The organism is Streptomyces liliiviolaceus (assembly GCF_018070025.1).
In the GTDB taxonomy this organism is placed as follows: Bacteria; Actinomycetota; Actinomycetes; order Streptomycetales; family Streptomycetaceae; genus Streptomyces; species Streptomyces liliiviolaceus.
In genome coordinates, this window is the sequence record NZ_JAGPYQ010000001.1 from 6,729,406 (window position 1) to 6,753,162 (window position 23,757).

The window sequence follows — 23,757 nt, forward strand, 5'->3', positions numbered from 1 at the left end:
CGCCGGCCGGGCGCACCTCGTGGCGACCGCTCGGCGCCGGCCGGGCGCAGGGCCTCTGACCTGCCGCGCGAGCCCCGGCGGGCCCGTCGGGCGGAGCCGTGCGGTGGACGCGGCGGGTGATTCCGTAACACGCCCGTAGCAGCAGCACTGCTCAGGAACCCCTATGATCGGCCATACACAACCGCGAACTCCCGTTTTCGAACGGCGGTTTTGTGTACCCACTAAACCTCTTGCCGAGCACGGCCTGATTTGACGTGCCCGCAAACCTGAAAGGCGGCCTGCATGGTCTCTCGCGTACGCGTCTGGCTCAACCGCACGTACGCGGAGAACGTGTTCTTCATGGATCAGCTGCGGCGAAATCCGTGTGGCCGCGCGGTCGAGATCCACGCCACCCACGGTGACCCCGACTCCCCGATCCTGGCCGCCGCCGACATCGCCGCGATGGAGCCGGAGGGGCTGTCCCCGGCCGCCTACGTCGAGTACGCGCTCGACCAGTGCGTCCGGAACTCGATCGACGTGTTCGTGCCCGTCCTGCACCAGACCGCCCTGGCCGAGCACCGCGAGGAGTTCGCCGCGGTCGGCACCGCGCTGCTCGCGCCGCCCGCCGAGGCCGTGCACACCTTCCAGGACAAGGTCGTCGCGTACGAGGCCGTCGAGAAGCTCGGTGTGCCGGTGCCCCCGTGGTCGCGGGTCCGCACCGCCGAGGAGCTGATCGCCGCGGTCGACGCACTGGAGGCCGCCGGTCACAAGGCGTGCTTCAAGCCCGCCTCCGGAGCCGGTGGCGTCGGCTTCCGCATCATCACGCGCACCCCGTTCTCGCTCCTGCACCTGAGCGGCTTCCCCAGCCCGTACATGCCGCTGGATCTGGTCGTCCAGGCGCTGCGGCAGGCGGACGGGCCCGTGGACTGGCTCGTCATGCCCCTTCTGGGCGAGCCCGAGGTGTCCGTGGACTGCCTCACCGGCCCGGACGGACGGGTCCGGATGGCGGTGGGCCGTACGAAGAACGGGCGGCGGCGCGGCTTCACGCTCGACCCGTCGTTCATCGAGCCCGCGCGGACCCTCGCGGAGGGCTTCGGGCTGCACTACCTGACGAACATCCAGTTCCGGATGCTCGGTGACGAGCCGGTCCTCATGGACGTCAACACGCGCCCGGCGGGCGGTCTGCACCAGCTCTCGCAGTGCGGGATCAACGCGCCGTGGGCCGCCGTGCGCCTCGCGCTCGGCGAGGAGCCGGGCGATGTCGTCCCGCCGTTCCTCGGCTCGGACTACGCGGTGGTGTCCGGGCCGCGCGCGGTGCGTCCCGTGTCGGCGCCGGAGCAGCACGCGGACCTGGACCTGCCCGCCCACGTGCCGGCGCCGGACGCCGTCTCGGAGGCGCAGCCGGCCCATGCGCCCCACTCGGCCAAGGCGAGTCGTACGGCTCAGGCCGCGCAGTCCTCGGACAGGCCCTTGACCGTCTGATCGGTCCGCAGCACCTCACCGTCGACCTGGACGCGGATCCGCGACCGGCCCTGCCCCGGCGGCACGGTGGTGCCCCGTCAGTCGATCGGATACCCCCACGCCTTGGCCAACTCGTCCAGTTGTGGGGGTAGTTCGACTTTCGGGTCGGCCGGTCGGGCCGGCTGGATGCGGCCCGACCTGATGGTGGGACTCCAGTCGCCGAGCTGCGGCCGGAACGTGCCGTGGTCCTTCTTCCCGTAGTCGAGCATCGCGCTCTCCCAGGGCACGTCAAGGTAGTCGCACAGTCCGCGCGTGGTCCGCTCGGGATCGGCGGTGAGGTCCTCGTACGTCATCACATGGGCGTCGAGCGTGCGGCGGGCCTCGTCGAGCCGTACGCCGTAGTCGAGGACCTCGGCGCGGATCTGCTCGGGGTCGGGGTCGGTGCGGCGGTCGGTGAGGGAGGCGACCACGGCACCGGGGTGGCGCAGCAGCACGATGTAGCGGGCGTTGGGCCAACATCGGTGCAGGCGCGGCCAGATGAGGGTGTTGGGCGGGGTCTTGTCGACGATGATCTGCTTGCCGGAGCGGGCCAGTTCCAGGTGCATCACCCGGTCCCACAGCGTGTGCTCCAGCTCCTCCTTGTCCAGCTCCAGCGCCCGCATGGCGTCGGCGGTGAAGTCGCGGGAGAGATGGACGTGCAGGGTGCGCAGATGCATCTCGTGCGGGGCGCGGATGCTGCTGTGGCTGTTCAGCAGGACCCGCAGGAGGGTCGAGCCCGAGCGGACGCAGGACAGGACGAAGACCGGCGAGTCCACCAGCCGCGGGGCGCGGGGCGCCACATAGCCGTCCCCGGCGCGGGAGCCCTCGGTGTCGCGGGGCGCGGGCACGGCGTCGAGGCCGCGGCGCGGCGGGCTCACCGCCTGGGCCATCAGTCTGCCGCGGCGCCTCAGGCCCTTGCCGATCGCGGACATGCGCGGGTCTCGCACGGTGACACCTTTCTCTCGTACTGCCCTCATCACAGGGGCGCCGAGCGAACCGCAGGTGTCGTGCAGGGAACGGGGACGGGTCACGGCGGGCCGCGCACCCACCGCGAACCCACCGTGACCGGCCCTGACCAGCTCTCTTACCGCTTCCTTAATTGTTCATGGGAAACGGGGTCACCGCTTCCGCATGAACGTGTCCCTCACTTCCCCACGGCCAGGCGCAGTGTCTGGATCTCGAAGGGGCGCAGGGTGACGGGCACGCCGTTCCCGTCCGTGTCCGCCGTCGACAGCGGGCGCTCCAGGAGGTCGGTGATCTCGGCGCCGGCCAGCGGGAAGCTCGTGCGCAGGGTGCCCTGCGCCCGGCCGCCGCGGGACTCGTAGAGGCGTACGACGACATCGCCCGAGGCGTCGTCGGCGAGCTTCACGGCCTCGATGGTGACGCCCTCCCCTTCGACGGAGACGACCGGTTCGGGGGTGCCCGCCGAGTCCGCCACCCGCAGCGGCAGGTTGAGGGAGTAGCCCTCGGCGACCGCGTCCTCGATGGTCGCGCCGGGCAGCAGCGCGTAGGTGAAGTGGTGCCTGCCCTGGTCGGCCGCCGGGTCCGGGATGCGCGGGGCGCGGACCAGGCTGAGCCGGACCGTGGTCGTCGTACCGCCGTCCTCACGGACCGTGCGGGAGACGTCGTGGCCGTAGGTGGAGTCGTTGATGACCGCGACGCCGTAGCCGGGTTCGCCTAGGTGGACCCAGCGGTGGCCGGAGACCTCGAAGCGGGCCGACTCCCAGGTGGTGTTGGTGTGCGTGGGCCGCTGGATGTGGCCGAAGGCGATCTCGGCGGACGAGTGCGCCGCCCGGATGTCCACCGGGAAGCCCGCTTTGAGGAACTTCTCGGCCTCGTGCCAGTCGATGTCCGTCTCGAAGTCGATCCGGGGGCTGCCGGCGCGCAGGCTGATCGTCTGCGTGATGCGCGAGCCGTTGCCGAAGGAGCGCTCCACGCGGATCGCCCCGAGCAGCGGGTCGTCCTCGACGACCGTCACGTACTCGGCGTCCAGCAGGTCCGTGTAGCGGTTCTTGTAGTGCTTGTCGACGTCCCAGGCGTCCCAGTAGTTGGGGAGGTCGGTGTGGAGGCGGAGCAGGTTGCCCTTGTCCGCGAGGACCTCACGGCCGCCGGCGCGCAGATCGCGTACGGAGGACAGGGTGCCGTCCTCGGCGATCTCGACGCGGACCAGGCCGTTGTCGAGGACGCGGCCGGTGACGGTCACGGGGTGCGGCACCTCCCCGGAGCCGGAGCCGCTGCCGAGGGGCGCGCTGCCGTTCGCCGGGACGACCGTGTGGGCCAGGGCGCCGTCGGCGGTCCGTACGACCTCCCGGCGTTCGACGGGGCTCGTGTTGAAGACGCGGGGGTCGCCCGCGCCGAGCGCGGTGACGGCCTCGGCGGTCAGTGCCTCGACCTCCTCGGCGACGCGCGCGTACTCGGCCTCCGCCTCGCGGTGCACCCAGGCGATCGAGGAGCCCGGCAGGATGTCGTGGAACTGGTGGAGCAGGACCGTCTTCCAGAGCCGGTCCAGCTTCTCGTGCGGGTAGGCGTAGCCGGGCGCGTGCAGCGCGGCCGTCGTGGCCCACAGCTCGGCCTCGCGGAGCTTGTGCTCGCTGCGGCGGTTGCCCTGCTTGGTGCGGGCCTGCGAGGTGTAGGTGGCCCGGTGCAGCTCCAGGTACAGCTCGCCGACCCAGACCGGGGCGTCGGGGTACTCCGCGCGGGCCTTGGCGAAGAAGTCGTCGGGGTGCTCGACGACGACCTTGGGCGAGCCCTCCAGGTCGGCGAGCCGGCGCGCCCGCTCCATGATCTCGCGGGTGGGGCCGCCGCCCCCGTCGCCCCAGCCGAAGGGGGCCAGCGAGCGGGTGCCGACACCCTTCTCCTGGTAGTTGTTGGTGGCGCGGGCCATCTCCTCGCCGCTGAAGCGGGCGTTGTAGGTGTCGACGGGCGGGAAGTGGGTGAAGATCCGCGTGCCGTCGATGCCCTCCCACCAGAAGGTGTGGTGCGGGAACTTGTTGGTCTGGTTCCAGGAGATCTTCTGGGTCAGGAACCACTCGTTGCCGGCCAGCTTGGCGAGCTGCGGGTAGGACGCGGTGTAGCCGAAGGAGTCCGGCAGCCACACGCCCTTGGTCTCGACGCCGAAGTGCTCGATGAAGAACCGCTTGCCGTGGACGAACTGGCGGGCGACGGCCTCGCCGCCGGGCAGGTTGCCGTCGGCCTCCACCCACATGCCGCCGACCGGCGCCCACTGGCCCTTCTTGACGGACTCCTGGATGCGGGCCCAGACCTTCGGGTAGTTGTCGCGCACCCACTCGTACTGCTGGGCCTGCGAGCAGGCGAAGATGAAGTCCTCGTACTCGTCGGCCAGCGAGGTGACGTTCGAGAAGGTGCGGGACGTCTTGCGCTTGGTCTCGCGGATCGGCCAGAGCCAGGCGGAATCGATGTGCGCGTGGCCGACGCCGGAGACGATGTGGGCGCTGGCGTTGGCAGGCCTGGCCAGCGCGGGCTTCAGCGCGGCCCGTACGTCGGCGGCCGAGCCGGCGACGTCGTCGAGGTCCAGCAGATCCAGGGCCCGGTCCAGGGCATGGGTGATCTCGTGCCGGCGGGGGTCGTGCTCGCCCAGCTCCAGCATCAGCTCGCGCAGGACCTGGATGTCGAGGTCGAGGTGCCAGACCTCCTCGTCGAGGACGGCGATGTCCGCGCGCCGGAAGGTGTAGAGCGGCTTGTCGCCCGCGGTGCGGACGTCGCCCATCGGCGTGACCTTGGAGAAGTCGTCGGCGAGGATGTCCGGGTTGGAGGCCGCCTCGACCAGGTAGTCGATCTCCTCGCCGCCGACGGCGGGGTTGGCGATCGCCACGTACTGGTTGAGCGGGTTGACCGCCTTCAGCGGGGTGCCGTCGGTGAGGTGGACGAGTGCTTCGGCCTGGTTGCCGGGCCAGTCGCCGACGAAGCCGAGGTCGATGACCGCCTCGACGCGCCGCCCCGCCCACTCGGCGGGCACCCGCCCGCGCATCCGGAACCAGGTCGTCCCCCAGGGCGGCCCCCAGGGGGTGCCCATCTCGAAGGGCGTGTACGGGGCGGACGCGGCCTCCTCGAAGGGGACGGGCTCCCCCGGGGCCTGCCATGCCTCGATCTCGAAGGGCACGGCGGCGGCGTAGATCGCGGCCTTGATGCGCTGGTCGTGGAGGCGCTGGACGCGCTCCTCGATTCGCCGGCGTTCGTCGTGCATGAAAGTCTCCAGGTAACGAGCGGGGAAAGCGCTTACTTGAGGTAGGCGAGACCAGGATGGACCGCGGTGTACCCGTCCACCAGGTTGCGGGCCACATTCACCGAGTCGACCAGCGGATGGAGCGCGAAGGCCTTCACGGCCGTGGCGCGCGATCCCGACCCGGCGGCGGCCAGCACCTCCCGCTCCACGGCCTTCACCGCGCACACCAGACCGGTGGCGTGGCCGGGCAGCGGGGCGACCGCGACCGGGTGCGCGCCGTTGGCGTCGACGAGGCAGGGCACCTCGATGACGGCGTCCGCGTCGAGCGCCGCGAGGGTGCCCTGGTTGCGGACGTTGAGGATGAGCGTGGTCCGCTCGTCACGGGCGATGGCCCGCATCAGGGCGAGCGCCACCTTCTCGTAGCCGCCGGAGAGGTCGTCGGCGTCGCGCTCGCCCGCCCCGGCCGTCTCCCGGTTCTCGGACATGTACGTGGCCTCGCGCTCGGCCCTCGTACGGTCCCAGGCGGTGAGAGCGGCACTGTCCGGACGGCTCATCTCCTCGTAGAAGTGGGCCTGCTGGTCGCGCAGGAACGCGCCGCGGGTCTTCTCGGCCTGGCTGTAGGCGCGGACGGCCTCGCGGTTGAAGTAGTAGTAGTGCAGATACTCGTTCGGGATGGCGCCGAGCGACTGGAGCCAGTCGGTGCCGAAGAGCTTGCCCTCCTCGAAGGAGCCGAGCAGGTCGGTGTCCGCGAGCAGCCGCGGGAGTTCGTCGCGGCCTGCGACATGGAGTCCGCGGACCCAGCCGAGGTGGTTGAGGCCGACGTAGTCGATCCAGGCCTCGCGCGGGTTCGCGCCCAGCACCCGGGCGATGCGGCGGCCGAGGCCGACCGGGGAGTCGCAGATGCCGATGACGCGGTCGCCGAGGTGGCGGGACATGGCCTCGGTGACCAGGCCCGCCGGGTTGGTGAAGTTGATCAGCCAGGCGTCGGGCGCGAGGCGGGCGACGCGCCGGGCGATGTCGACGGCCACGGGCACCGTGCGCAGGCCGTAGGCGATGCCGCCGGCGCCGACGGTCTCCTGGCCGAGGACGCCCTGGTCGAGGGCGACCCGCTCGTCGGCGGCGCGGCCTTCGAGACCGCCGACGCGGATCGCGGAGAAGATGAAGTCGGCGCCGCGCAGCGCCTCGTCGAGATCCGTGGTGGCGGTCACGGACGGCGCGTCCGGGTGCGCCGCCGCCTGCTCGGCGAGGACCCGGGCGACGGCCGAGAGCCGTCCCTGGTCCAGGTCGTGCAGGACGACGTCGGTGACGCGGCCCTCGCCGCGGTCGCCCAGGAGCGCCCCGTACACGAGCGGCACGCGGAATCCGCCGCCGCCCAGAATCGTCAGCTTCACGCAACTGCCCTTTCGCTGTTCCTCGGGGTCATCAGGGTCGACGGGGCCGGCAGCGCGACCGGAGCGGCCGGTGCCGGCAGGGCCACTGGTGTCGCAGGGGCCGCCAGGGCCACCGGTGCCACAGGGGCCGCCGGTGCCGTCGCGGTCCCGGAGCCCGCCGTCGGGTTCCCGCGCACGCCGGGGGTCGTCGACCCCTCGCGTGCGCCGCTCACGTGAGCACCACGCGTACGCCCGCCTCTTCCAGGGCGGCCCGCGTCCCGGCGTCCGCCGGTGCGTTGGTCACCACGACGTCCAGGTCCTCTGGCCCGCAGACCTTCGCCATCCCCGTCCCCGGGAACTTGGCGCGGTCGGCGAGCAGGACGACCCGGTCGGCCGCCTTGATCATGGCGCGCTTCACCGGCACCTCGACGACGGTCGTGTCCATCACCTGCCCTCCCGGCCGTACCCCGCTCGTTCCCAGGAACAGCCAGTCCGCATGCAGCTGGCGCAGATTGTCCTCGGTGAGGAAGCCGACCAGGGAGCGGTACTCGCGGCGGACCATGCCGCCGAGCAGCACCAGCTCGATGGCCTCGTCGTCCACCAGCTCCTCGTAGACCACGAGGTTGCTGGTGATCACGGTGATCCGGCGGCCGTGCAGCTGCCGGGCCAGCCGGTAGGCGGTGGTGCCGATGTCGAGCAGCACGGACTGGCCGTCCTCGACGAGGGCCGCCGCACGCGCCGCTATGGCGTCCTTCTCGGCCACGCGCACCTCGGCGACCTCGGCGAAGGGCTGGTCGCCCTCCTCGGCGACCGCCCCGCCGTGCACCCGGGTGAGCAGGCCCTCCTCCTCCAGCTTGAGCAGGTCGCGCCGGACGGTGGCGGGGCTCACGCCGAGCTGCTCCGAGAGGTCGGTCACGGCCGCGGGGCCGCCGGAGCGCAGGGCCCGCAGGATGAGTTGATGTCGTCTCTCTGCCAGCACGAGCTGAACAATAGTCGTCATCGCCCATCATTTCTATGCTCTGTTCTGCTCAACTCTTGCCAAATGTGCCGGAGGCGCGCACGATCCTGTCCACCGAAACACGATTCGGTGCACCGAAAATGAAGAGTTTTGACGAGAGGATGCGCTCGTGGGTGAGACACGGCCCGACGCGCGGCCCGATGTGCTGCTGACCGGGCTGCTCTTCTACGACCTCGTCCTGACCGGTCTGGGCAAGCCGCCGACCCCCGGCGAGGAGATCTGGACCGACGGGATGGGCACGAGCCCGGGCGGCATCGCCAACCTGGCCGTGGCCGCGGCCCGTTACGGCCTCAGGACCTCGCTGGCCACCGTGTTCGGCGACGACTACTACGGCGCGTACAGCCGTGGGATCCTCGCCGGCCAGGAGCACATCGACCTCTCGCTCTCCCGTACGGCGGACGGCTGGCACACCCCGGTCACCGTCTCGATCGCGTACGGCCACGACCGGGCCCTGGTCACCCACGGCCAGGAGCCCCCGTACTCGCAGGACGCGCTGATGGGCGACCCGCCCGCCGCGCGCACGGCCCTCGTGCACATCGAGGCCGAACCCCGCGACTGGATCGCCAAGGCCGCCGCGAACGGCACGAAGATCTACGCGGACGTCGGCTGGGACCCCACCCAGCAGTGGTCCTCGGCTCTCCTCGACCAGCTCGCCCTGTGCCACGCCTTCGTCCCGAACGACACCGAGGCGATGGCGTACACCCGCACCGACACCGCGGCCGACGCGCTCTCCAGGCTCTCCGAGCTGGTGCCGGTGGCCGTGGTCACCCGCGGCCGGGACGGCGCGATCGCCGTCGACCAGACCACGGGCGAGCACGCCGACGTGCCCGCCCTCGCCACCGACGTCCTGGACGCGACGGGTGCCGGGGACGTCTTCGGCGCGAGCTTCGTCGCGGCCTCGCTGGAAGGCTGGCCCCTGGAGGAGCGGCTGCGCTTCGCGGTGCTGGCCGCCGGACTCTCCGTACAGCGGCACAGCGGGGCGCTCGCCGCGCCCGGCTGGTACGGCATCCACCAGTGGTGGCGCTCCCTCAAGAATCCCGAACTGCGGCGCGCGTACGGCTTCCTGACGGACCGTATGCCCGTCGATCCCGGCCCTCCGGTTCCCCACGCCCCGGTGACTCCACCTGCCCCCACGGCACTCCCGATCTCCCCCGACGCATCTCCCGCGACGCATCCCTTCTGATGCCTGGCTCACCGATGCGTCTCTCCTGATGCGAAGACCGAACACATCCGAAAGGCGGTGGGAGCTGTGCGGCTCTCACGAAGGGGCCTGCTCCGCGCGGGACTGGCCGGTACGGCCGCGACCGCGCTCGGCGGCCTGGCGTCCGGCTGCGCCGTACCGACCGGCTCGACGGGCCGGAACATGGTGCTCTGGTACTGGAGCGGCGGCCTGAGCGACACCGTCGTCAAGAAGGCCAAGGCCCGTTACGACAGCGCCGTGGACCTGGACGCGATCCAGATCGGCGGCTACTACCGCTCCAAGCTCATCACCACGATGACCGGCCAGGCCCATGTCCCCGACATCGCGGGGCTCAAGGGCGAGGACATGGCGTCGTACCTGCCGAACGCCGACCAGTTCGTGGACCTGCGCACACTCGGCGCGGAGAAGCTCAAGAGCCAGTACCTGGACTGGAAGTGGCAGCAGGGCGTGGCCCCCGACGGCAGCCTCGTCGGCTTCCCCATCGACGTGGGACCCGTCGTGCAGTACTACCAGCCGGCCGTCTACGAGAAGGCCGGGCTCGCGTACGAACCGGACGACGTCTCCAAGGAGATGGGCACCTGGGACCAGTTCTTCGCGGCGGGCGAGCAGCTCAAGAAGCGGGTGCGCGGGGCGTTCATCCTGACCGACATCACCAGCGTCTTCGAGATGTCGATCGGACAGGGCACCCAGCGGTTCGTCGACGAGGACAAGCACTTCATCGGCGACCAGGAACATGTGCGGGTCTGCTGGGACCGTGCCGTGGAGGCCAAGCGGCGCGGCCTCGCGTCGAGCATCGTGACCGGCACGCCCGACTCGATCTCGGCCACCGAGAGCGGCGAGCTGCCCAGCCAGCTCAACGCCTCGTGGGCCGCGGGCGACCTCAAGCTCCAGTACCCGAAGACCAAGGGCAGATGGCGGGTCGCGAACTGTCCCGGTGGCCCCTCGAACGTCGGCGGCTCGTTCCTCGCGATCACCAAGGCCTGCCGTGAACCCGAGAAGGCCTTCGAGATCATCACCTGGCTGCTCAACGCGGACAACCAGGCCCAGGGCTTCATGGACGCGGGACTCTTCCCCTCGACCCCCGCCTCGTACGAGCTGAAGAAGCTGCGGGAGAACGACCCGTTCTTCGGCGACCAGATCACGATGGACGTGTACGGGCCGGCCGCGGAGAAGATCCCGGTCGCCTTCAACAGCCCGTACGACGTGGCGCTCGGGCAGCCGATCAGGGACGAGATCAAGAACGTCGGCGTCCTCGGCAAGAACCCCGAGAAAGCCTGGAAGGACGCCATGAGCAAGTGCCGGCGTATCGCCGACCATCTGGGGGTGAGCTACTGATGGCTACCGCCCCCCTGGTCGAGAAGCCCCCGGCGCCCGTCGCCGAGCCGCCCGCGGCCCACCCCAAGAAGGGCATCCTGAGCTACTGGCGGCTGTACGCCGCGATCTCGCCCTTCTATCTCCTCTTCCTCGCCTTCGGTCTGATCCCGGTCGGCTTCTCGCTCTATCTGTCGTTCCACCGGTGGGACGGCCTCGGCTCGATGGAGTACGCGGGCCTGTCGCAGTACCGCTATCTGCTGAGCGACACCGACTTCTGGAGCTCGATCGGCAACACGCTGATCATCTGGGCGCTGGCCACCTTCCCCATGATCTTCCTCGCGATGATCACGGCCGTGATGCTCAACTCGGCGGTCCGCTTCAAGAACGTCTACCGCTTCGCGTACTTCCTGCCCAACGTCACCTCGGTGGTCGCCGTCGCGATCATCTTCGGCTCGGTCTTCTCCACCAACTTCGGCCTGGTGAACGCCCTGTTGCAGGCGGTCGGACTCGACCAGATCGCCTGGCTGAACACCCCGTGGGGCATCAAGGTCGCCATCGCCACCCTGATGACCTGGCAGTGGACCGGCTACAACGCGATCATCTTCCTCGCCGGACTCCAGACGATCCCCGGCGAGCTGTACGAGGCGGCGCGGATGGACGGCGCCGGACCCGTGCAGACCTTCTTCCGGATCACGCTCCCGCTGATGCGGCCCGTGCTGCTGTTCGTGCTCGTCATCTCGACCGTCACCGGACTGCAGAGCTTCTCCGAACCGCAGGTGCTGCTGCAGTCCACCGCCAACGAGTCCACGTTCTCCGGCGGTCCCGACCACGCCGGCCGGACGATGGTCCTCTACTTCTTCCAGCAGACCTTCGACAACAACGACTTCGGTTACGGCGCGGCCGTGGCCTGGGGCATCTTCCTCGTCGTCGTCATCTTCTCGATCGTCAACTGGCGCCTGGTGCAGCGCCGGGGCGAGGACTAGGGAGGCCCGTCACCATGGCTGTCACCACACAGACCGAGCCCGCCCCCACCGAGCCGCCCCGTACCGAGCCCGCCAAGGGCACGCGCATCCGGGGCACCCAGCGCAGAGGCATCGCGCTGCACGTCTCCCTGCTGTTCGGGGTGCTGCTCTCCGCGTTCCCGTTCTACTGGGCCGTGATCATGTCGACGCACACGTCGACGGAGATCTTCTCCTACCCGCCGAAGCTGCTGCCCGGCTCGCACTTCGGCGACAACCTGAGCAAGCTGTTCGACAGCATCGACTTCTTCGGGTCGATGTTCAACTCGCTGCTCGTCGCCGTCTCCGTGACGTTCCTCGTGCTGTTCTTCGACTCGCTGGCCGCCTTCGTCTTCGCCAAGTTCAGCTTTCCCGGCCGCCGGACGCTGTTCGCGATGATGATGGCGATCTTCATGGTGCCCGCGCAGCTCGCGGCCATCCCGCAGTTCGTGATCATGGCGAAGCTGGGCTGGATCGGCTCGATGACCTCGCTGATCGTGCCAGCCGCCGCGAACGCCTTCGGCATCTTCTGGATGCGGCAGTACATGAAGAGCGCCATCCACGACGAACTGTTGGACGCCTCGAAGATCGACGGGGCGAGCTTCCTGCGCCAGTACTGGCACGTGGCCCTGCCCGTGGTCCGCCCCGGGCTCGCCTTCCTCGGCATCTTCACGTTCATGGGCCAGTGGAACGACTACGCCTGGCCGCTGATCGCCCTCACCAACCCGGACAACGTGACCCTCCAGGTCGCCCTGTCCCAGCTCAACGGCGTCCATGGCACCACGGACTACGGAATGGTCATGACGGGTGCCGTCCTGGCCCTGATCCCCCTGCTGATCGTCTTCGCGATCGGCGCCAAGCAGATCATCGCCGACCTCGGAAAGGGAGCGATCCGCTGATGGGACGCGATCACCTGCTCTCGCTGCGGCCCTGGGAGTCCCCCGAGACGACCTCCTGGCAGCGGCTGCCGATGAACGCGGTGGACCGGCGCTCCGGCGCGCTGTCCCTGGACGGCTCCTGGCACTTCCAGCTGCTGCCCTCACCGACCGGCGCGTCGGGCGAGTGGACCCTCGCCGACGTGCCGGGCGTGTGGACCATGCAGAGCCCCCACGACCTGCCCCAGTACACGAACGTCCAAATGCCGTTCGGCGACGTCCCGCCGCACACCCCCGCCGCGAACCCGACGGGCGTCTACGAGCGGTCCGTGGACATCCCCGCCGAGTGGGCGGGCCGCCGGATCGTCCTCCAGGTCGGCGCGGCCGAGAGCGTGCTGCTCGTCCATGTGAACGGCCGGCAGGTCGGCATCTCCAAGGACTCCCACCTGGCGGCCGAGTTCGACCTCACGGCCGTCGTGCGCCCCGGGGATCCGGCGACCGTACGGTTCACCGTCGTCAAGTGGTCCGACGCCTCGCACATCGAGGACCAGGACCAGTGGTGGCACGCGGGCATCACCCGCTCGGTGCTGCTGTACACCACCGACCCGCTGCACCTCGCGGACGTGACCGTGCGCGCTCCCCGGGACGGGCGGCTGCGGGTCGACTGCACCGTGCGCGACACGGCGGGACCGCTGCCCGAGGGCTGGTACGTCACCGCGGCCCTGGACGGCCAACTCCTCTCCCAGGACACGGAGTTCGACCGCCTCAACGCCGAGGACATGCGGGTGTCCGACTTCTACGGCGAGGCACGGCTGCGGACCGTCGTCCGGGACGTCCGCCCCTGGACCGCGGAGACACCCGAGCTGTACGAACTGGCCGTGCGGCTGCACCGCTCCGACGGTTCGATCGCCGACAGCTCGCACCACCGGGTCGGGTTCCGGGACGTCGAGATCGTCGGCCGGGACCTGCTGGTCAACGGTGAGCGCGTCTTCATCCGGGGCGCCAACCGGCACGACTTCCACCCGCTGACCGGCCGCACGGTCACCGCGGACGACATGCGCGCCGACCTCGTCGTCCTCAAGCGGTTCGGCTTCAACGCGGTGCGCACCTCCCACTACCCGAACGACCCGACGCTGTACGACCTCGCCGACGAGCTGGGTCTGTACGTGGTGGACGAGGCGAACATCGAGTCGCACGACCACGCCCACGAGATCGCCGACGACCCCCGCTATCTGCCCGCGTTCGTGGACCGCGTCTCCCGCATGGTCCTGCGGGACAAGAACCACCCCTCGATCATCGTCTGGTCACTGGGCAACGAGTCCGACTACGGCGCCAACCACGACGCGGCGGCGGGCTGGGTACGGCGCCACGACCCGACCCGGCCGATCCAGTACGAGGGAGCAGCCAAGATCGACTGGACGGACGAGAAGCTCGCCTCCGACATCGCCTGCCCCATGTACGCGCCCATCGAGGACTGCGTCGCGCACGCCCTGTCCGGCAGGCAGACCAAGCCGCTCATCCAGTGCGAGTACTCGCACGCCATGGGCAACAGCAACGGAACGCTCGCCGACACCTGGGCCGCCATCGAGTCCACCCCGGGTCTTCAGGGCGGCTTCATCTGGGAGTTCTGGGACCACGGCATCCTCCAGCGGGTGAACGACGGACGACCGGCCGGCCGAGGCGGCGTGGGCCTGTACGACAACGGTGTCACCGCCCCCGGCCACCGCTGGGCGTACGGCGGCGACTTCGGCGAGGCGATCCACGACGGGGCCTTCATCGCGGACGGCGTGGTGTTCCCCGACCGCACCCCCAAGCCCGTGATGTACGAGCACCGGGAGATCGCGGGCCCGGTCCGGCTGACGTACGACGAAGGGGTCCTCCGGATCCACAACCGGCAGCACTTCCGGGGCCTTGAGTGGCTGGCGGCCGAGTGGCTGCTCGTGGGCGCCGACGGTACGACGCTGCGCGCGCCGGCCTCGCTGCCGGAGGTGGAGCCGGGCGGGTCGACGCAGGTGCCGCTGCCCTTCCCGCCGCCCGAGCCCTCCGCCGGCGAGACCTGGCTGACCCTGCGGGTGACGACCGCCGACGACGAGGCGTGGGCGCCGCTCGGCACGGAGGTGTGTGTGCCGCAGGTCCGGCTGGCCGCCGCGGCCACCGACACGCCCCCGGAGCCCGCGACCGGACCGGCCGTCACGCTGGACGCGGACGCGCTGCTGGTGCACCCGCTGCTGACGTCCGCGCCGCGGCTCTCGCTCTGGCGGGCGCCCACCGACAACGACGAGCTGGGCGGCATGGCGGCCCGCTGGCACGACTGGGGCCTCGACGCGCTCGTACGCAAGGTCGTGGACGTACGCGAGGAGGGCTCCCGGGTCGTCGTGCTCAGTGAGTACGCGACCGGGGCCGGGCCCGTCCGCCACGAGCAGGTGTTCACCCCGGTCACCGGCGGCATCCGGGTCGAGGAGTCGGCCGAACTCCCGGCGGGGCTGGACGACGCGGCCAGGGTCGGCACGGTCTTCGAGACGGTCCCCGGCCTCGACGTCCTGGACTGGTACGGGCAGGGCCCCTGGGAGTCCTACCCGGACCGCAGCACGGGCGCGCCCGTGGGACACCACTCGCTACCGGTGGACGAGTTGTTCACTCCCTACCTGCGCCCGCAGGAGAGCGGCGGGCGGCACGGGGTGCGGCGGTTCACGCTGTCGGCGCCGGACGCCACGGGGCTCGCCGTGGAACTGGGGGCGCCGGGGCAGGTCTCCGTCAACCGCTACCGGGCCGAGGACCTGGCCGCCGCCACGCACCACGACGAGCTGGTACCGCGACCGGGCTGTGTCGTGCACCTCGACGCGGCGCACCGGGGGCTCGGCACGGCGTCGTGCGGGCCGGACACCTCGGCCGGGTATCTCGTGGCGCCGGGGACGCATCGGTGGGAGTGGACGCTGCGGGTGCTCTGACCGTCCGGAACCGGCGGGGCAGCGGAACCGGCGGAGGTTAGGCGCGTTCGTTTTCGGGTGCGGGTGCGGGTGCGTGGGGGCTGGTCGCGGAGTTCCCCGCGCCCCTTGGGGGCTGCGCCCCCTGAAAGGCGAAAGACGGTGATCGGCGGGCGTACCGTGGGTGGGTGACCAGTGACGAGGCGTTGCGGCCCCAGTCCCTCATGTTGTCCTTTCTCGGTGACCAGGTGCTCGGTCGGGATGTCTGTGTGTACTCGGGGAGTGTCATCGACGTCTTCGGGCGAGCGGGGGTCGGCGAGCACGCGACCCGGTCCACCCTGACGCGCATGGTCGGCCGCGATCTGCTGCGGCGGCAGCGCGAGGGGCGCCGGATGTACTTCGGACTGACCGAGCGCTCGGAGGCCGTGCTGCGGGACGGTGAGCAGCGGATCTGGGAGCAGGGGGCCGTCAACCGCCGGTGGGACGGCACCTGGACCCTGCTCGGCTTCTCACTGCCCGAGTCCTGGCAGCGCCAACGGCACGACCTGCGGGCCCAGTTGACGTGGAACGGCTTCGGCCCGCTGTTCGGCGGGCTGTGGATCGCGCCGGGCGAGACCGATGTCTCCGGACTCGTCGCCGAACTCGGTCTGTCCGCCCATGTGAAGATCTTCCGCGCCCACGCGGACGCCGGCATGGACATCGGCGCGATGATCGAGGAGACCTGGGAACTGGACGAACTCGCCACGCGCTACCGGGCGTTCGTGGACCGCTGGCAGCGCTGGGAGACCGTCGACCCCGAGGCCGACGAGGCCCTCGCGCTGCGACTGCGCCTGTCGACGCAGTGGCTGCAGGTCGTCCGCCGCGACCCGCGCCTGCCGGTCGGACACCTCCCGGACGACTGGCCCGCCGACCAGGCCGAAAAGACGTTCCGAACGGTGTACACCCGCCTGACCCCCCTGGCCCAGCAGTCGGCGGACCACCTCTTGGACCTGGTCCCGGTGAGACCGCCCGTCTAGGGGCGCGGGGAACGGCGCAATCCTTTCGTCTTCAGGGGCGCGGGGAACTGCGCGACCAGCCACGACGGACCCGCACCCGACCACGCACCGGACACCCCCGTCACACATGGGGTCACACATAGAACTGGGACAAACTCTCCATGTGGACCCCTAGTGAGAATCGGCCCCGTACCGCAGGCGGACCCGGGATTTGAGCAGCTTGCCGGAGGCGGTCCGTGGCAGTTCGTCCGCGAGCACCACCGACCTCGGGATCTTGTACTTGGCGAGGTGCCCGGTGAGGGACGCGAGGACCTCGTCGGGGTCCAGCTCGACGCCCTCGCGCGCGACGACGACCGCGCGCGGCACCTCGCCCCAGGTCTCGTCGGGCACGCCGATGACCGCGCACTCGGCGATACCGGGGTGGGCGAGGAGCCGGTCCTCTATCTCGGCGGGATAGATGTTCTCGCCGCCCGAGATGATCATGTCCTTGATGCGGTCGACGACGGTCACATAGCCGTCCTCGTCGATCCGGGCGGCGTCCCCGCTGCGGAACCAGCCGTCGCTGAACACGGCCGCGGTCTCCTCGGGCAACCCCCAGTAACCGGGCATGACATGGGGCCCGCGTACGACGATCTCGCCGGTCTCCCCGACGTCGGCGAGGTCGGCCGGGGCGAGGCCGGGCCGTACGACGCGTACGTCGCTGAAGAAGTGCGGTACGCCCGCCGAGCCCGCCTTGGTCACCGCGTGCTCGGCGTCCAGGAAGAGCGCTCCCGGTGAGGCCTCGGTCATGCCGTAGCCCTGGAGGAAGGTGAGGCCCCGCTCCTGGTAGGCGGCGATGAGCGGGGTCGGCACGGGTGAGCCGCCACAGCTGAGCATGCGCAGCGAGGACAGGTCGGCGTCGGCCCAGCCCGGCTGGCGGGCCACCTGCTCGAACATGGTGGGCACGCCGAACATGAAGGTGATCCGGTGCCGTTCGATCAGATCGAGGGTGGTCGCCGGGTCGAACGCCTCGACCAGGACACAGGTACCACCCTTGAGGAGGACGGGGAGGGTGAGCATGTTGAGCCCGGCCGTGTGGAACAACGGGGCCGACACCAGGGCGCGTTCGTCCGCGATCAGGTCCTGGTCGACGAGGACGTTGACGGCGTTCCACGTCAGATTGCCGTGGGTGAGCATCGCGCCCTTGGGGCGGCCCGTCGTCCCCGAGGTGTACATGATGACGCAGGTGTCGTCGGCGGTGACGGGTTCGTCGATCGCCTCGTCGGCGGCCGAGGCGAGCAACTGGTCGTAGGCGGCGCCCACTTCGACGTACGTACGCACGTCGCAGGTGCCCGGCAGGCCGGCGATCAGCTCTTCGGACGCCGGTCCGTGCACGAGGGCCTTCGCGCCGGAGTCTTCGAGCTGGTAGGCGATCTCGGGCCCGGCGAGACGGGTGTTGAGCGGGACGAAGACCGCGCCGAGCGTGCCGGCCGCGAACAGCGTCTCCAGGTAGGAGGGGTGGTTCGGGCCGAGGTAGGCGATCCGGTCGCCGCGCCGCACCCCGCGGGCGCGCAGGGCGTGGGCGAGGCGGGTGGTGCGCTCGTACAGGCCGCCGTACGTGAGTGTCGTGCCGTGGTGGATCAGGGCGGTGCGGTGCGGGGTCTTGCGGGCCCGGCGGGCGGGCCACGACCCCAGTCCCTCGTTGCGCATGCCATACCCCTTACGGCTCGGTGTGTGCGGTCATGGCTCGGTGTGTGCTCATGGCCCGATGAGGCCGGTCATGGCCCGATGAGGCGGGTCATGGCTTGGTGAGGCCGAGCAGCCGGGCCGCGTTCTCCTTGAGGATCTTCGACCGGACCTCGTCCTTGACGGGCAGTTTCGCGAAGTCGGCGAGCCAGCGGTCCGGCGTGAGGACCGGGTAGTCGGAGCCGAACAGGACCTTGTCCTTGAGGAGGGTGTTCGCGTACTGCACGAGCTGCGGCGGGAAGTACTTCGGCGACCAGCCGGACAGGTCGATGTGGACGCCCGGCTTGTGCGTGGCGACCGCGAGGGCCTCGTCCTGCCAGGGGAAGGACGGATGCGCCAGGATGATCTTCAGGTGCGGGAAGTCGGCAGCCACGTCGTCGACGTGCAGCGGGTTGGAGTACTTGAGGCGGATGCCTCCCCCGCCGGGCACGCCCGCGCCGATGCCGGTCTGGCCGGTGTGGAAGAGGGCGATGGCGCCGCTCTCCTCGATGACCTCGTACAACTCGTACGCCACGGAACGGTCGTTGGGGAAGAAGCCCTGGATGCTCGGGTGGAACTTGAAGCCCTTCACCCCGTACTCCTCGACCAGTCGGCGGGCCCGCTTCACTCCCGCCCTGCCGCGGAAGGGGTCGATGGAGGCGAACGGGATCAGGACGTCGGGGTTGGCGGCGGCGGCCTCGGCGACCTCCTCGTTCGGGACGGGTTCGGTGCCGGTCGCGGACTCGGCGTCGACCGTGAAGATCACGGCGGCCATCCTCCGCTCCCGGTAGTACGCGGCCGTCTCCTCCAGCGTCGGCTTCCGCTTGCCCTCCACCTTGAAGTAGGCGCTGGAGGCCGCGTGCAGGTCGTCGTCGAGCGAGGAGGTGCCTTTGGAGGAGACCTCGGCGTGGGTGTGGACGTCGATGGCGACCAGGTCGTCGACGTTCATCGTCACCGGAAGGGTCATGACGCCTCAGCGGCCTTGGGCGCGGCGGCGGGCGCGGGGATGCCGACCGTCTGCGGTTCGGCGCCGACGGTGGTGTGCCAGACGTCGGCGAGCGCTCCGGGGGTCCAGCCGCCGTCGGCGTACGCGGCGCTGATCTCCTGGGGGTGGGACCACAGGGTGACCTTGTCGCCGCCGATGCCGATGGCCTGGCCGGCCACTCCGCGGGCGGCGTCGGAGGCCAGGAACGGGACGAGGGCCGCGCAGTCCTCGGGGGTGCCGAAGCCCTCGCCCTTGCGCAGGAAGTCGGGGAGCGGTTCGCCCTGTTTCATGGCCTCGATGTAGGGGGCGAAGGCCGGGATGGTCTCGGTCATCGCGGTCGCGGCCACCGGCACGATCGCGTTGACGGTGATGCCCGCGCGGCCCAGCTCCATCGACCAGGTACGGGCCATGGCGGCGATACCGGCCTTGGCCGCCGCGTAGTTGGTCTGGCCGAAGTTGCCGCGCTGCCCGGCCGGCGAGCCGACGAGGATCAGCGTGCCCCCGTCACCCTGCTCCCGCATGCGTACGGCGGCGGCGCGGGCGCAGGTGAAGGTGCCCTTCAGATGGGTGGTGAGCACCGCGTCGAAGTCGTCGTCGGTCATCTTCCACAGGACCTTGTCGCGCAGGATGCCCGCGTTGGTGACCAGGACGTCGAGGCGGCCGAACTCCGCGACCGCGCGGCCCACCAGGCAGTCCGCGGCCTCGGCGGTGCCGACCGCGACCACCTCGGCCACGGCGGTGCCGCCCGCGCCGGTGATCGCCTCGACGGCCTGTTCGGCGACCTCCTCGTCCACGTCGTTGACGACCACGGAGGCGCCGGCGGCGGCGAGGGCGTGCGCGTAGGCCAGGCCGAGGCCGCGGCCGGAGCCCGTGACCACGGCGACCTTGCCGCTGAGATCGATGCTGGACACGAGGGATCCCTTCAGGGCGATGGCGGCGATCGAGGTGATGGAGGCGATGGCGCGACGAGATCGAAGCTAAGGACAATGATTGTTGACGTCAATAGTTGTTGCGGTCAGATCGGTGCGCCATGCTGGTCCCGTACGGACGCAGTACCGAGCCCCTCGCGGGGTCACGACCAGGGAGCCCGCCATCGCCCGCCAGCCGCATGTCACCGACGCCCCGCCCACGGATGCCGCGCCGATCGACGCCCAGGAACCGTGGATGCGCGGACTGCACGCGGACACCGGTTATCTGCTGTACCGGATGGGCCTGCGCTCGGGGCAGATGTTCAACTCGTTCCTCCAGGAGTCGGGGCTGCGGCTGCGGCACTACGCGCTGCTGCGTTTCCTGGCCACCTCCGAGGGCGCGCTCCAGCGGGAGCTGAGTTCGCGGCTCGGCTACGACCCGAGCGCGATCGTCGGCCTGGTCGACGACCTGGAGAAGCTCGGGTTCGCCGAACGCCGCCCCTCCCCCGACGACCGCCGCAGCCGGATCGTCGTACTGACCGGGGACGGGCGTGCCTTCCTGCGCGACACCGACGAGGCGGGGCTGCGGGTGACGGACGGCCTGCTCGGGCCGCTCGACCCCGCCGAGCGGGAGATCCTGCACACGCTGCTGCGACGCGTCGCCGAGACCGAGCTCGACTCCGGCGCGTAGAACGGCGCGGGCCATGACCTCCCTGTCCGCGCCCGACCGGCTGCTGGCCGTGCTCGCCGCCTTCGACCACGACCACCCGGCGCTCTCCCTCACGGACATCAGCCGCCGGGCCGGGCTCTCCCTCACCACCGCGCACCGGCTCGTGGGGGCGCTCAGCGACTGGGGCGCCCTGGAACGCGACGCGGACGGGATCTACCACGTGGGTCTGCGGCTGTGGGAGCTGGCCGCGCTCTCCCCGCGCGGGCTCGCGCTGCGGCAGATCGCACTGCCGTATCTGGAGGACCTCTACGAAGCCACGCACGAGAACGTGCAGTTGGCCGTGCGCGACGGCTTCGAGGTCGTCTACATCGAGTGGATCTCGGGCCGTTCGGCCGTCGGTGTGAAGATCCAGGTGGGCGCGCGCTGGCCGCTGCACGCGACCGGTGTGGGCCTCGCGCTGCTCGCCCACTGCGAACCGGCGTTCCAGGAGGCGTACTGCGGCCGGCCGCTCGCCGCCTTCACGCCGCACACCCTCACCGATCCGGCCGACCTGCGCCGCGCACTCGCCGAAGTCCGGCGCTTCGGAGTGGCGGTGAGTGTCCGTCAGATTACCGAGGACGCGCTGTCGGTGGCCGCTCCGGTACGCGGTCCGGGCGGCCCGGTGGCCGCGGCGGTCTCGGTCGTGGTGCCCGAACACGACACGCACACACCGGCGTTGATCCCCGCGGTACGGCTCGCCGCGCGCGGGATCTCCCGGGCGCTGGGATGGCAGCCGGAGCCGTCGGGAGGGTGAGAGTCGGTGGGAGCCGATCGATATCCCTCTCACCGGTGAGGACGCGGCCCCGGCCCCGCGCCGATACTGGCACGGCCCCGTCCCCGAGGAGCCGCCCATGCCCGCCTCGTCCGCCTCCCCCTGGATCAGCCCCGCCGTCGCCCGCCTGCGCACGGCCAACCCGTACGTCGTCGACATCGCGCTCGCCGTGCTCGTCCTGTTCGCCGCGTCGCTGCAGTGGATGTTTCCCGACGAGGGCGACGACCGCCTGACCTGGCAGGGGTTCCTGCTGGGTGTCGGTACGGCGCTGCCGCTGGTGTGGCGGCGCCGGGCACCGTTCCTCGCGGCCTGCGGGGTCTCGGTGTTCACCCCCGCCATGGCCGTCTACCACGCGCCGCCGCCGGACATCATGTACGCCGGCCTGGTCGTCCTCTACACCATGGCCGCGGTCGGTGTGCCCTGGCAGCGGCGGTTCATGCTGGTCGGGTGGCTGGCCGGGGTCTCGCTGACCATGACGCACAAGGAGGACGCGCAACCCTTCGAGTACGCCTTCCAGTTGCTGAGCTGTGTCAGCGCCTACGGCTTCGGGGTGCTGTCCCGTCTCCAGCGGGCCTACACGGCGGCGCTGGAGGACCGGGCCCGCCGCCTGGAGCGCGAACGGGCCGCCGACACCGCGCGGGCCGCCGCCAGGGAACGGGCCAGTATCGCCCGGGACATGCACGACGTCCTGGCCCACGCGGTGAGCCTGATGGTGGTGCAGGCCGAGGCCGGGCCCGTGGTCGTGCGCAGCGATCCCGAGCGCGCGGAAGGGGCGTTCGACGCCATCGCCGGTGCCGGGCGCGACGCGATGGTCCAGCTGCGGCGGATCCTCGGCGTCCTCAAGGAGGAACCCCTGAACGGCAGTTCGGACCGGCTGCCGCAGCCCGGGGTCGCGGCCCTCACCGGTCTGGTCCGACAGGTCGGCGACACGACCGGCCTGCGGGTCGAGCTCCGGCGCACCGGGGAGCCGCGCCCGCTGCACCGGGACACCGAGGTCGCCGCGTACCGCGTGGTCCAGGAAGCCCTGACCAACACCGTCAAGCACGCGTACGCTTCCTGCGCGCGGGTCGAACTGGAGTGGACGGAGACCGAGTTGACGCTCACGGTGACGGACGACGGGCGGGGCCCGGCGGACCCCGCCCCGGGCGGGGGCGGGCACGGGCTGATCGGGATTCGTGAGCGGGCCGCCGCCTGCGGGGGCACCGCCCGTACGGAGCCCGGCCGTGACGGTGGTTTCCGCGTCGTCGTACGCCTGCCCGTGGCGGGCGACCGGCAGGTGGCGCCGGGGTGAGCATCCGGGTGGTGGTCGCCGACGACCAGGAGCTGGTCCGCAGCGGCTTCAGCATGATCCTGGAGGCGCAGCCCGACATCGACGTCGTGGCGGAGGCGGGGGACGGCGTGGCGGCGGTGGCCGCCGTGCAGCGGCACACGCCGGACGTGCTGCTGCTCGACATCCGGATGCCGCGGATGGACGGGCTGGAGGCGGCGAGGCTGGTGTGCGCGCAGTCCGCGTGCCGGGTGGTCATGCTGACGACGTTCGACCTCGACGAGTACGTGTACGAGGCGTTGTACGCGGGGGCGAGCGGGTTCCTGCTCAAGGATGTGCGGCGGGACGACCTGGTGCACGCGGTGCGGGTGGTGGCGGCGGGGGACTCGTTGCTCGCGCCGTCGGTGACGCGGCGGCTGGTCGCCGACATCATCCAGCGGCGGCGGGCGGGGAGCGCGCCCTCGTCCGCGCGGCTCGATGTCCTCACGGCGCGTGAGGAGGAGACGTTGCGGCTGCTGGCTCGGGGGTTGTCCAACGCGGAGATCGCTCGGACGTTGTTCGTGAGCGAGCACACGGTGAAGACGCACGTCAGCAATGTGCTCAGCAAGTTGGGGCTGCGGGATCGGGTCCAGGCGGTCATCTGCGCGTACGAGTCGGGAGTGGTGACCCCCGGCTCGAACTGACCTGCTCCCCGACGCACTCCACCTGCGGGCCGGTGGGGGCGTGTCGCGCAGTTCCCCGCGCCCCTGAAAGGCAGGGGCTCAGGCCGACTGCATCCTGCGGGCCGGTGGGGGCGGGCCGCGCCGTTCCCCGCGCCCCTGGGAAGCGGGGGCTTGGGACGTCTGCATCCTGCGGGCCGGTGGGGGCGGGCCGCGCCGTTCCCCGCGCCCCTGGAAGGCGGGGGCTCAGGCCGACTGTTTCCTGTGGGCCGGTGGGGGTTGGCCGCGCCGTTCCCCGCGGCCATGGGAGGCGGGGGCTTGGGTCGTCTGCGTCCTGCGGGCCGTCGTGGGCTGAGCGCGCCGTTCCCCGCGCCCCTTGGAAGCGGGGGCGCAGCC

The 23,757-nt window shown here is 71.1% G+C and carries 18 protein-coding genes; 11 read left to right on the plus strand and 7 right to left on the minus strand.

Features of this window, described 5'->3' with window-relative positions:
* Nucleotides 1-282: 282 nt before the first annotated feature.
* Nucleotides 283-1,461: an ATP-grasp domain-containing protein gene (locus J8N05_RS28905; protein ID WP_210887925.1), complete on the plus strand. Its 1,179-nt coding sequence runs from the start codon at nucleotides 283-285 to the stop codon at nucleotides 1,459-1,461.
* A gap of 77 nt (nucleotides 1,462-1,538) precedes the next feature.
* On the opposite strand, the gene J8N05_RS28910 is transcribed toward J8N05_RS28905, so the two are convergent.
* From J8N05_RS28910 to J8N05_RS28925, 4 genes are all read right to left on the minus strand, one after another.
* Entirely contained in the window at nucleotides 1,539-2,426 is an 888-nt protein-coding gene (locus tag J8N05_RS28910; protein ID WP_247706542.1) for a sulfotransferase family protein, read from the minus strand.
* Between the two features lie 197 nt (nucleotides 2,427-2,623).
* Nucleotides 2,624-5,683, minus strand: coding sequence for an alpha-mannosidase (locus J8N05_RS28915; protein ID WP_210887928.1), 3,060 nt, complete (start codon nucleotides 5,681-5,683; stop codon nucleotides 2,624-2,626).
* Nucleotides 5,684-5,715: 32 nt separating this feature from the next.
* Nucleotides 5,716-7,053 carry a 6-phospho-beta-glucosidase gene (locus J8N05_RS28920; RefSeq protein ID WP_210887931.1) on the minus strand — a complete coding sequence of 446 codons (1,338 nt, stop codon included), beginning with the start codon at nucleotides 7,051-7,053 and terminating at the stop codon, nucleotides 5,716-5,718.
* A 208-nt stretch (nucleotides 7,054-7,261) separates the two neighbouring features.
* Nucleotides 7,262-8,011, minus strand: coding sequence for a DeoR/GlpR family DNA-binding transcription regulator (locus tag J8N05_RS28925; protein WP_210887934.1), 750 nt, complete (start codon nucleotides 8,009-8,011; stop codon nucleotides 7,262-7,264).
* Between the two features lie 148 nt (nucleotides 8,012-8,159).
* On the opposite strand from J8N05_RS28925, the gene J8N05_RS28930 reads away from it, so the two are divergent.
* From J8N05_RS28930 to J8N05_RS28955, 6 genes are all read left to right on the plus strand, one after another.
* On the plus strand, nucleotides 8,160-9,233 hold the full coding sequence (locus J8N05_RS28930; RefSeq protein ID WP_210887937.1) for a carbohydrate kinase family protein: 1,074 nt from the start codon (nucleotides 8,160-8,162) through the stop codon (nucleotides 9,231-9,233).
* A gap of 66 nt (nucleotides 9,234-9,299) precedes the next feature.
* Complete coding sequence (locus J8N05_RS28935) at nucleotides 9,300-10,586, plus strand: extracellular solute-binding protein (RefSeq protein WP_210887940.1); 1,287 nt, start codon at nucleotides 9,300-9,302, stop codon at nucleotides 10,584-10,586.
* Nucleotides 10,586-11,548: a carbohydrate ABC transporter permease gene (locus tag J8N05_RS28940; protein ID WP_210887943.1), complete on the plus strand. Its 963-nt coding sequence runs from the start codon at nucleotides 10,586-10,588 to the stop codon at nucleotides 11,546-11,548. The genes J8N05_RS28935 and J8N05_RS28940 overlap by 1 nt, the downstream gene beginning before the upstream one ends.
* Nucleotides 11,549-11,562: 14 nt before the next feature.
* Nucleotides 11,563-12,462, plus strand: a complete 900-nt coding sequence (locus J8N05_RS28945) for a carbohydrate ABC transporter permease (protein WP_210887945.1) — start codon at nucleotides 11,563-11,565, stop codon at nucleotides 12,460-12,462.
* Complete coding sequence (locus J8N05_RS28950; RefSeq protein ID WP_210887948.1) at nucleotides 12,462-15,386, plus strand: glycoside hydrolase family 2 TIM barrel-domain containing protein; 2,925 nt, start codon at nucleotides 12,462-12,464, stop codon at nucleotides 15,384-15,386. Before J8N05_RS28945 ends, J8N05_RS28950 begins: the two co-directional genes overlap by 1 nt.
* A gap of 164 nt (nucleotides 15,387-15,550) precedes the next feature.
* Complete coding sequence (locus J8N05_RS28955; protein WP_247706543.1) at nucleotides 15,551-16,378, plus strand: PaaX family transcriptional regulator; 828 nt, start codon at nucleotides 15,551-15,553, stop codon at nucleotides 16,376-16,378.
* Between the two features lie 150 nt (nucleotides 16,379-16,528).
* On the opposite strand, the gene menE is transcribed toward J8N05_RS28955, so the two are convergent.
* The 3 genes from menE to J8N05_RS28970 form a co-directional block, all read right to left on the minus strand.
* Nucleotides 16,529-18,046: an o-succinylbenzoate--CoA ligase gene (gene menE / locus J8N05_RS28960; RefSeq protein WP_210887951.1), complete on the minus strand. Its 1,518-nt coding sequence runs from the start codon at nucleotides 18,044-18,046 to the stop codon at nucleotides 16,529-16,531.
* An 88-nt stretch (nucleotides 18,047-18,134) separates the two neighbouring features.
* A complete protein-coding gene (locus J8N05_RS28965; protein ID WP_210890468.1) occupies nucleotides 18,135-19,010 on the minus strand; it encodes an amidohydrolase family protein in 876 nt (291 codons plus the stop codon).
* 14 nt (nucleotides 19,011-19,024) lie between these two features.
* The gene (locus tag J8N05_RS28970) at nucleotides 19,025-19,957 is read right to left on the minus strand and encodes an SDR family oxidoreductase (protein WP_282108172.1); all 933 of its coding nucleotides are present in this window, start codon (nucleotides 19,955-19,957) and stop codon (nucleotides 19,025-19,027) included.
* Nucleotides 19,958-20,210: 253 nt separating this feature from the next.
* Between J8N05_RS28970 and J8N05_RS28975 the strand changes: the two genes are divergently transcribed.
* The 4 genes from J8N05_RS28975 to J8N05_RS28990 all read left to right on the plus strand — a co-directional run bounded on the left by J8N05_RS28975 (nucleotide 20,211) and on the right by J8N05_RS28990 (nucleotide 23,385).
* Nucleotides 20,211-20,645 (plus strand): MarR family winged helix-turn-helix transcriptional regulator, encoded by a 435-nt coding sequence (locus tag J8N05_RS28975; protein ID WP_210890470.1) that lies wholly within the window; start codon nucleotides 20,211-20,213, stop codon nucleotides 20,643-20,645.
* A gap of 13 nt (nucleotides 20,646-20,658) precedes the next feature.
* Nucleotides 20,659-21,417, plus strand: a complete 759-nt coding sequence (locus J8N05_RS28980; RefSeq protein ID WP_210887954.1) for an IclR family transcriptional regulator — start codon at nucleotides 20,659-20,661, stop codon at nucleotides 21,415-21,417.
* Between the two features lie 97 nt (nucleotides 21,418-21,514).
* Complete coding sequence (locus tag J8N05_RS28985) at nucleotides 21,515-22,726, plus strand: sensor histidine kinase (protein ID WP_210887957.1); 1,212 nt, start codon at nucleotides 21,515-21,517, stop codon at nucleotides 22,724-22,726.
* Nucleotides 22,723-23,385 carry a response regulator gene (locus tag J8N05_RS28990; protein WP_210887960.1) on the plus strand — a complete coding sequence of 221 codons (663 nt, stop codon included), beginning with the start codon at nucleotides 22,723-22,725 and terminating at the stop codon, nucleotides 23,383-23,385. Before J8N05_RS28985 ends, J8N05_RS28990 begins: the two co-directional genes overlap by 4 nt.
* The last annotated feature ends 372 nt before the right edge of the window (nucleotides 23,386-23,757 follow it).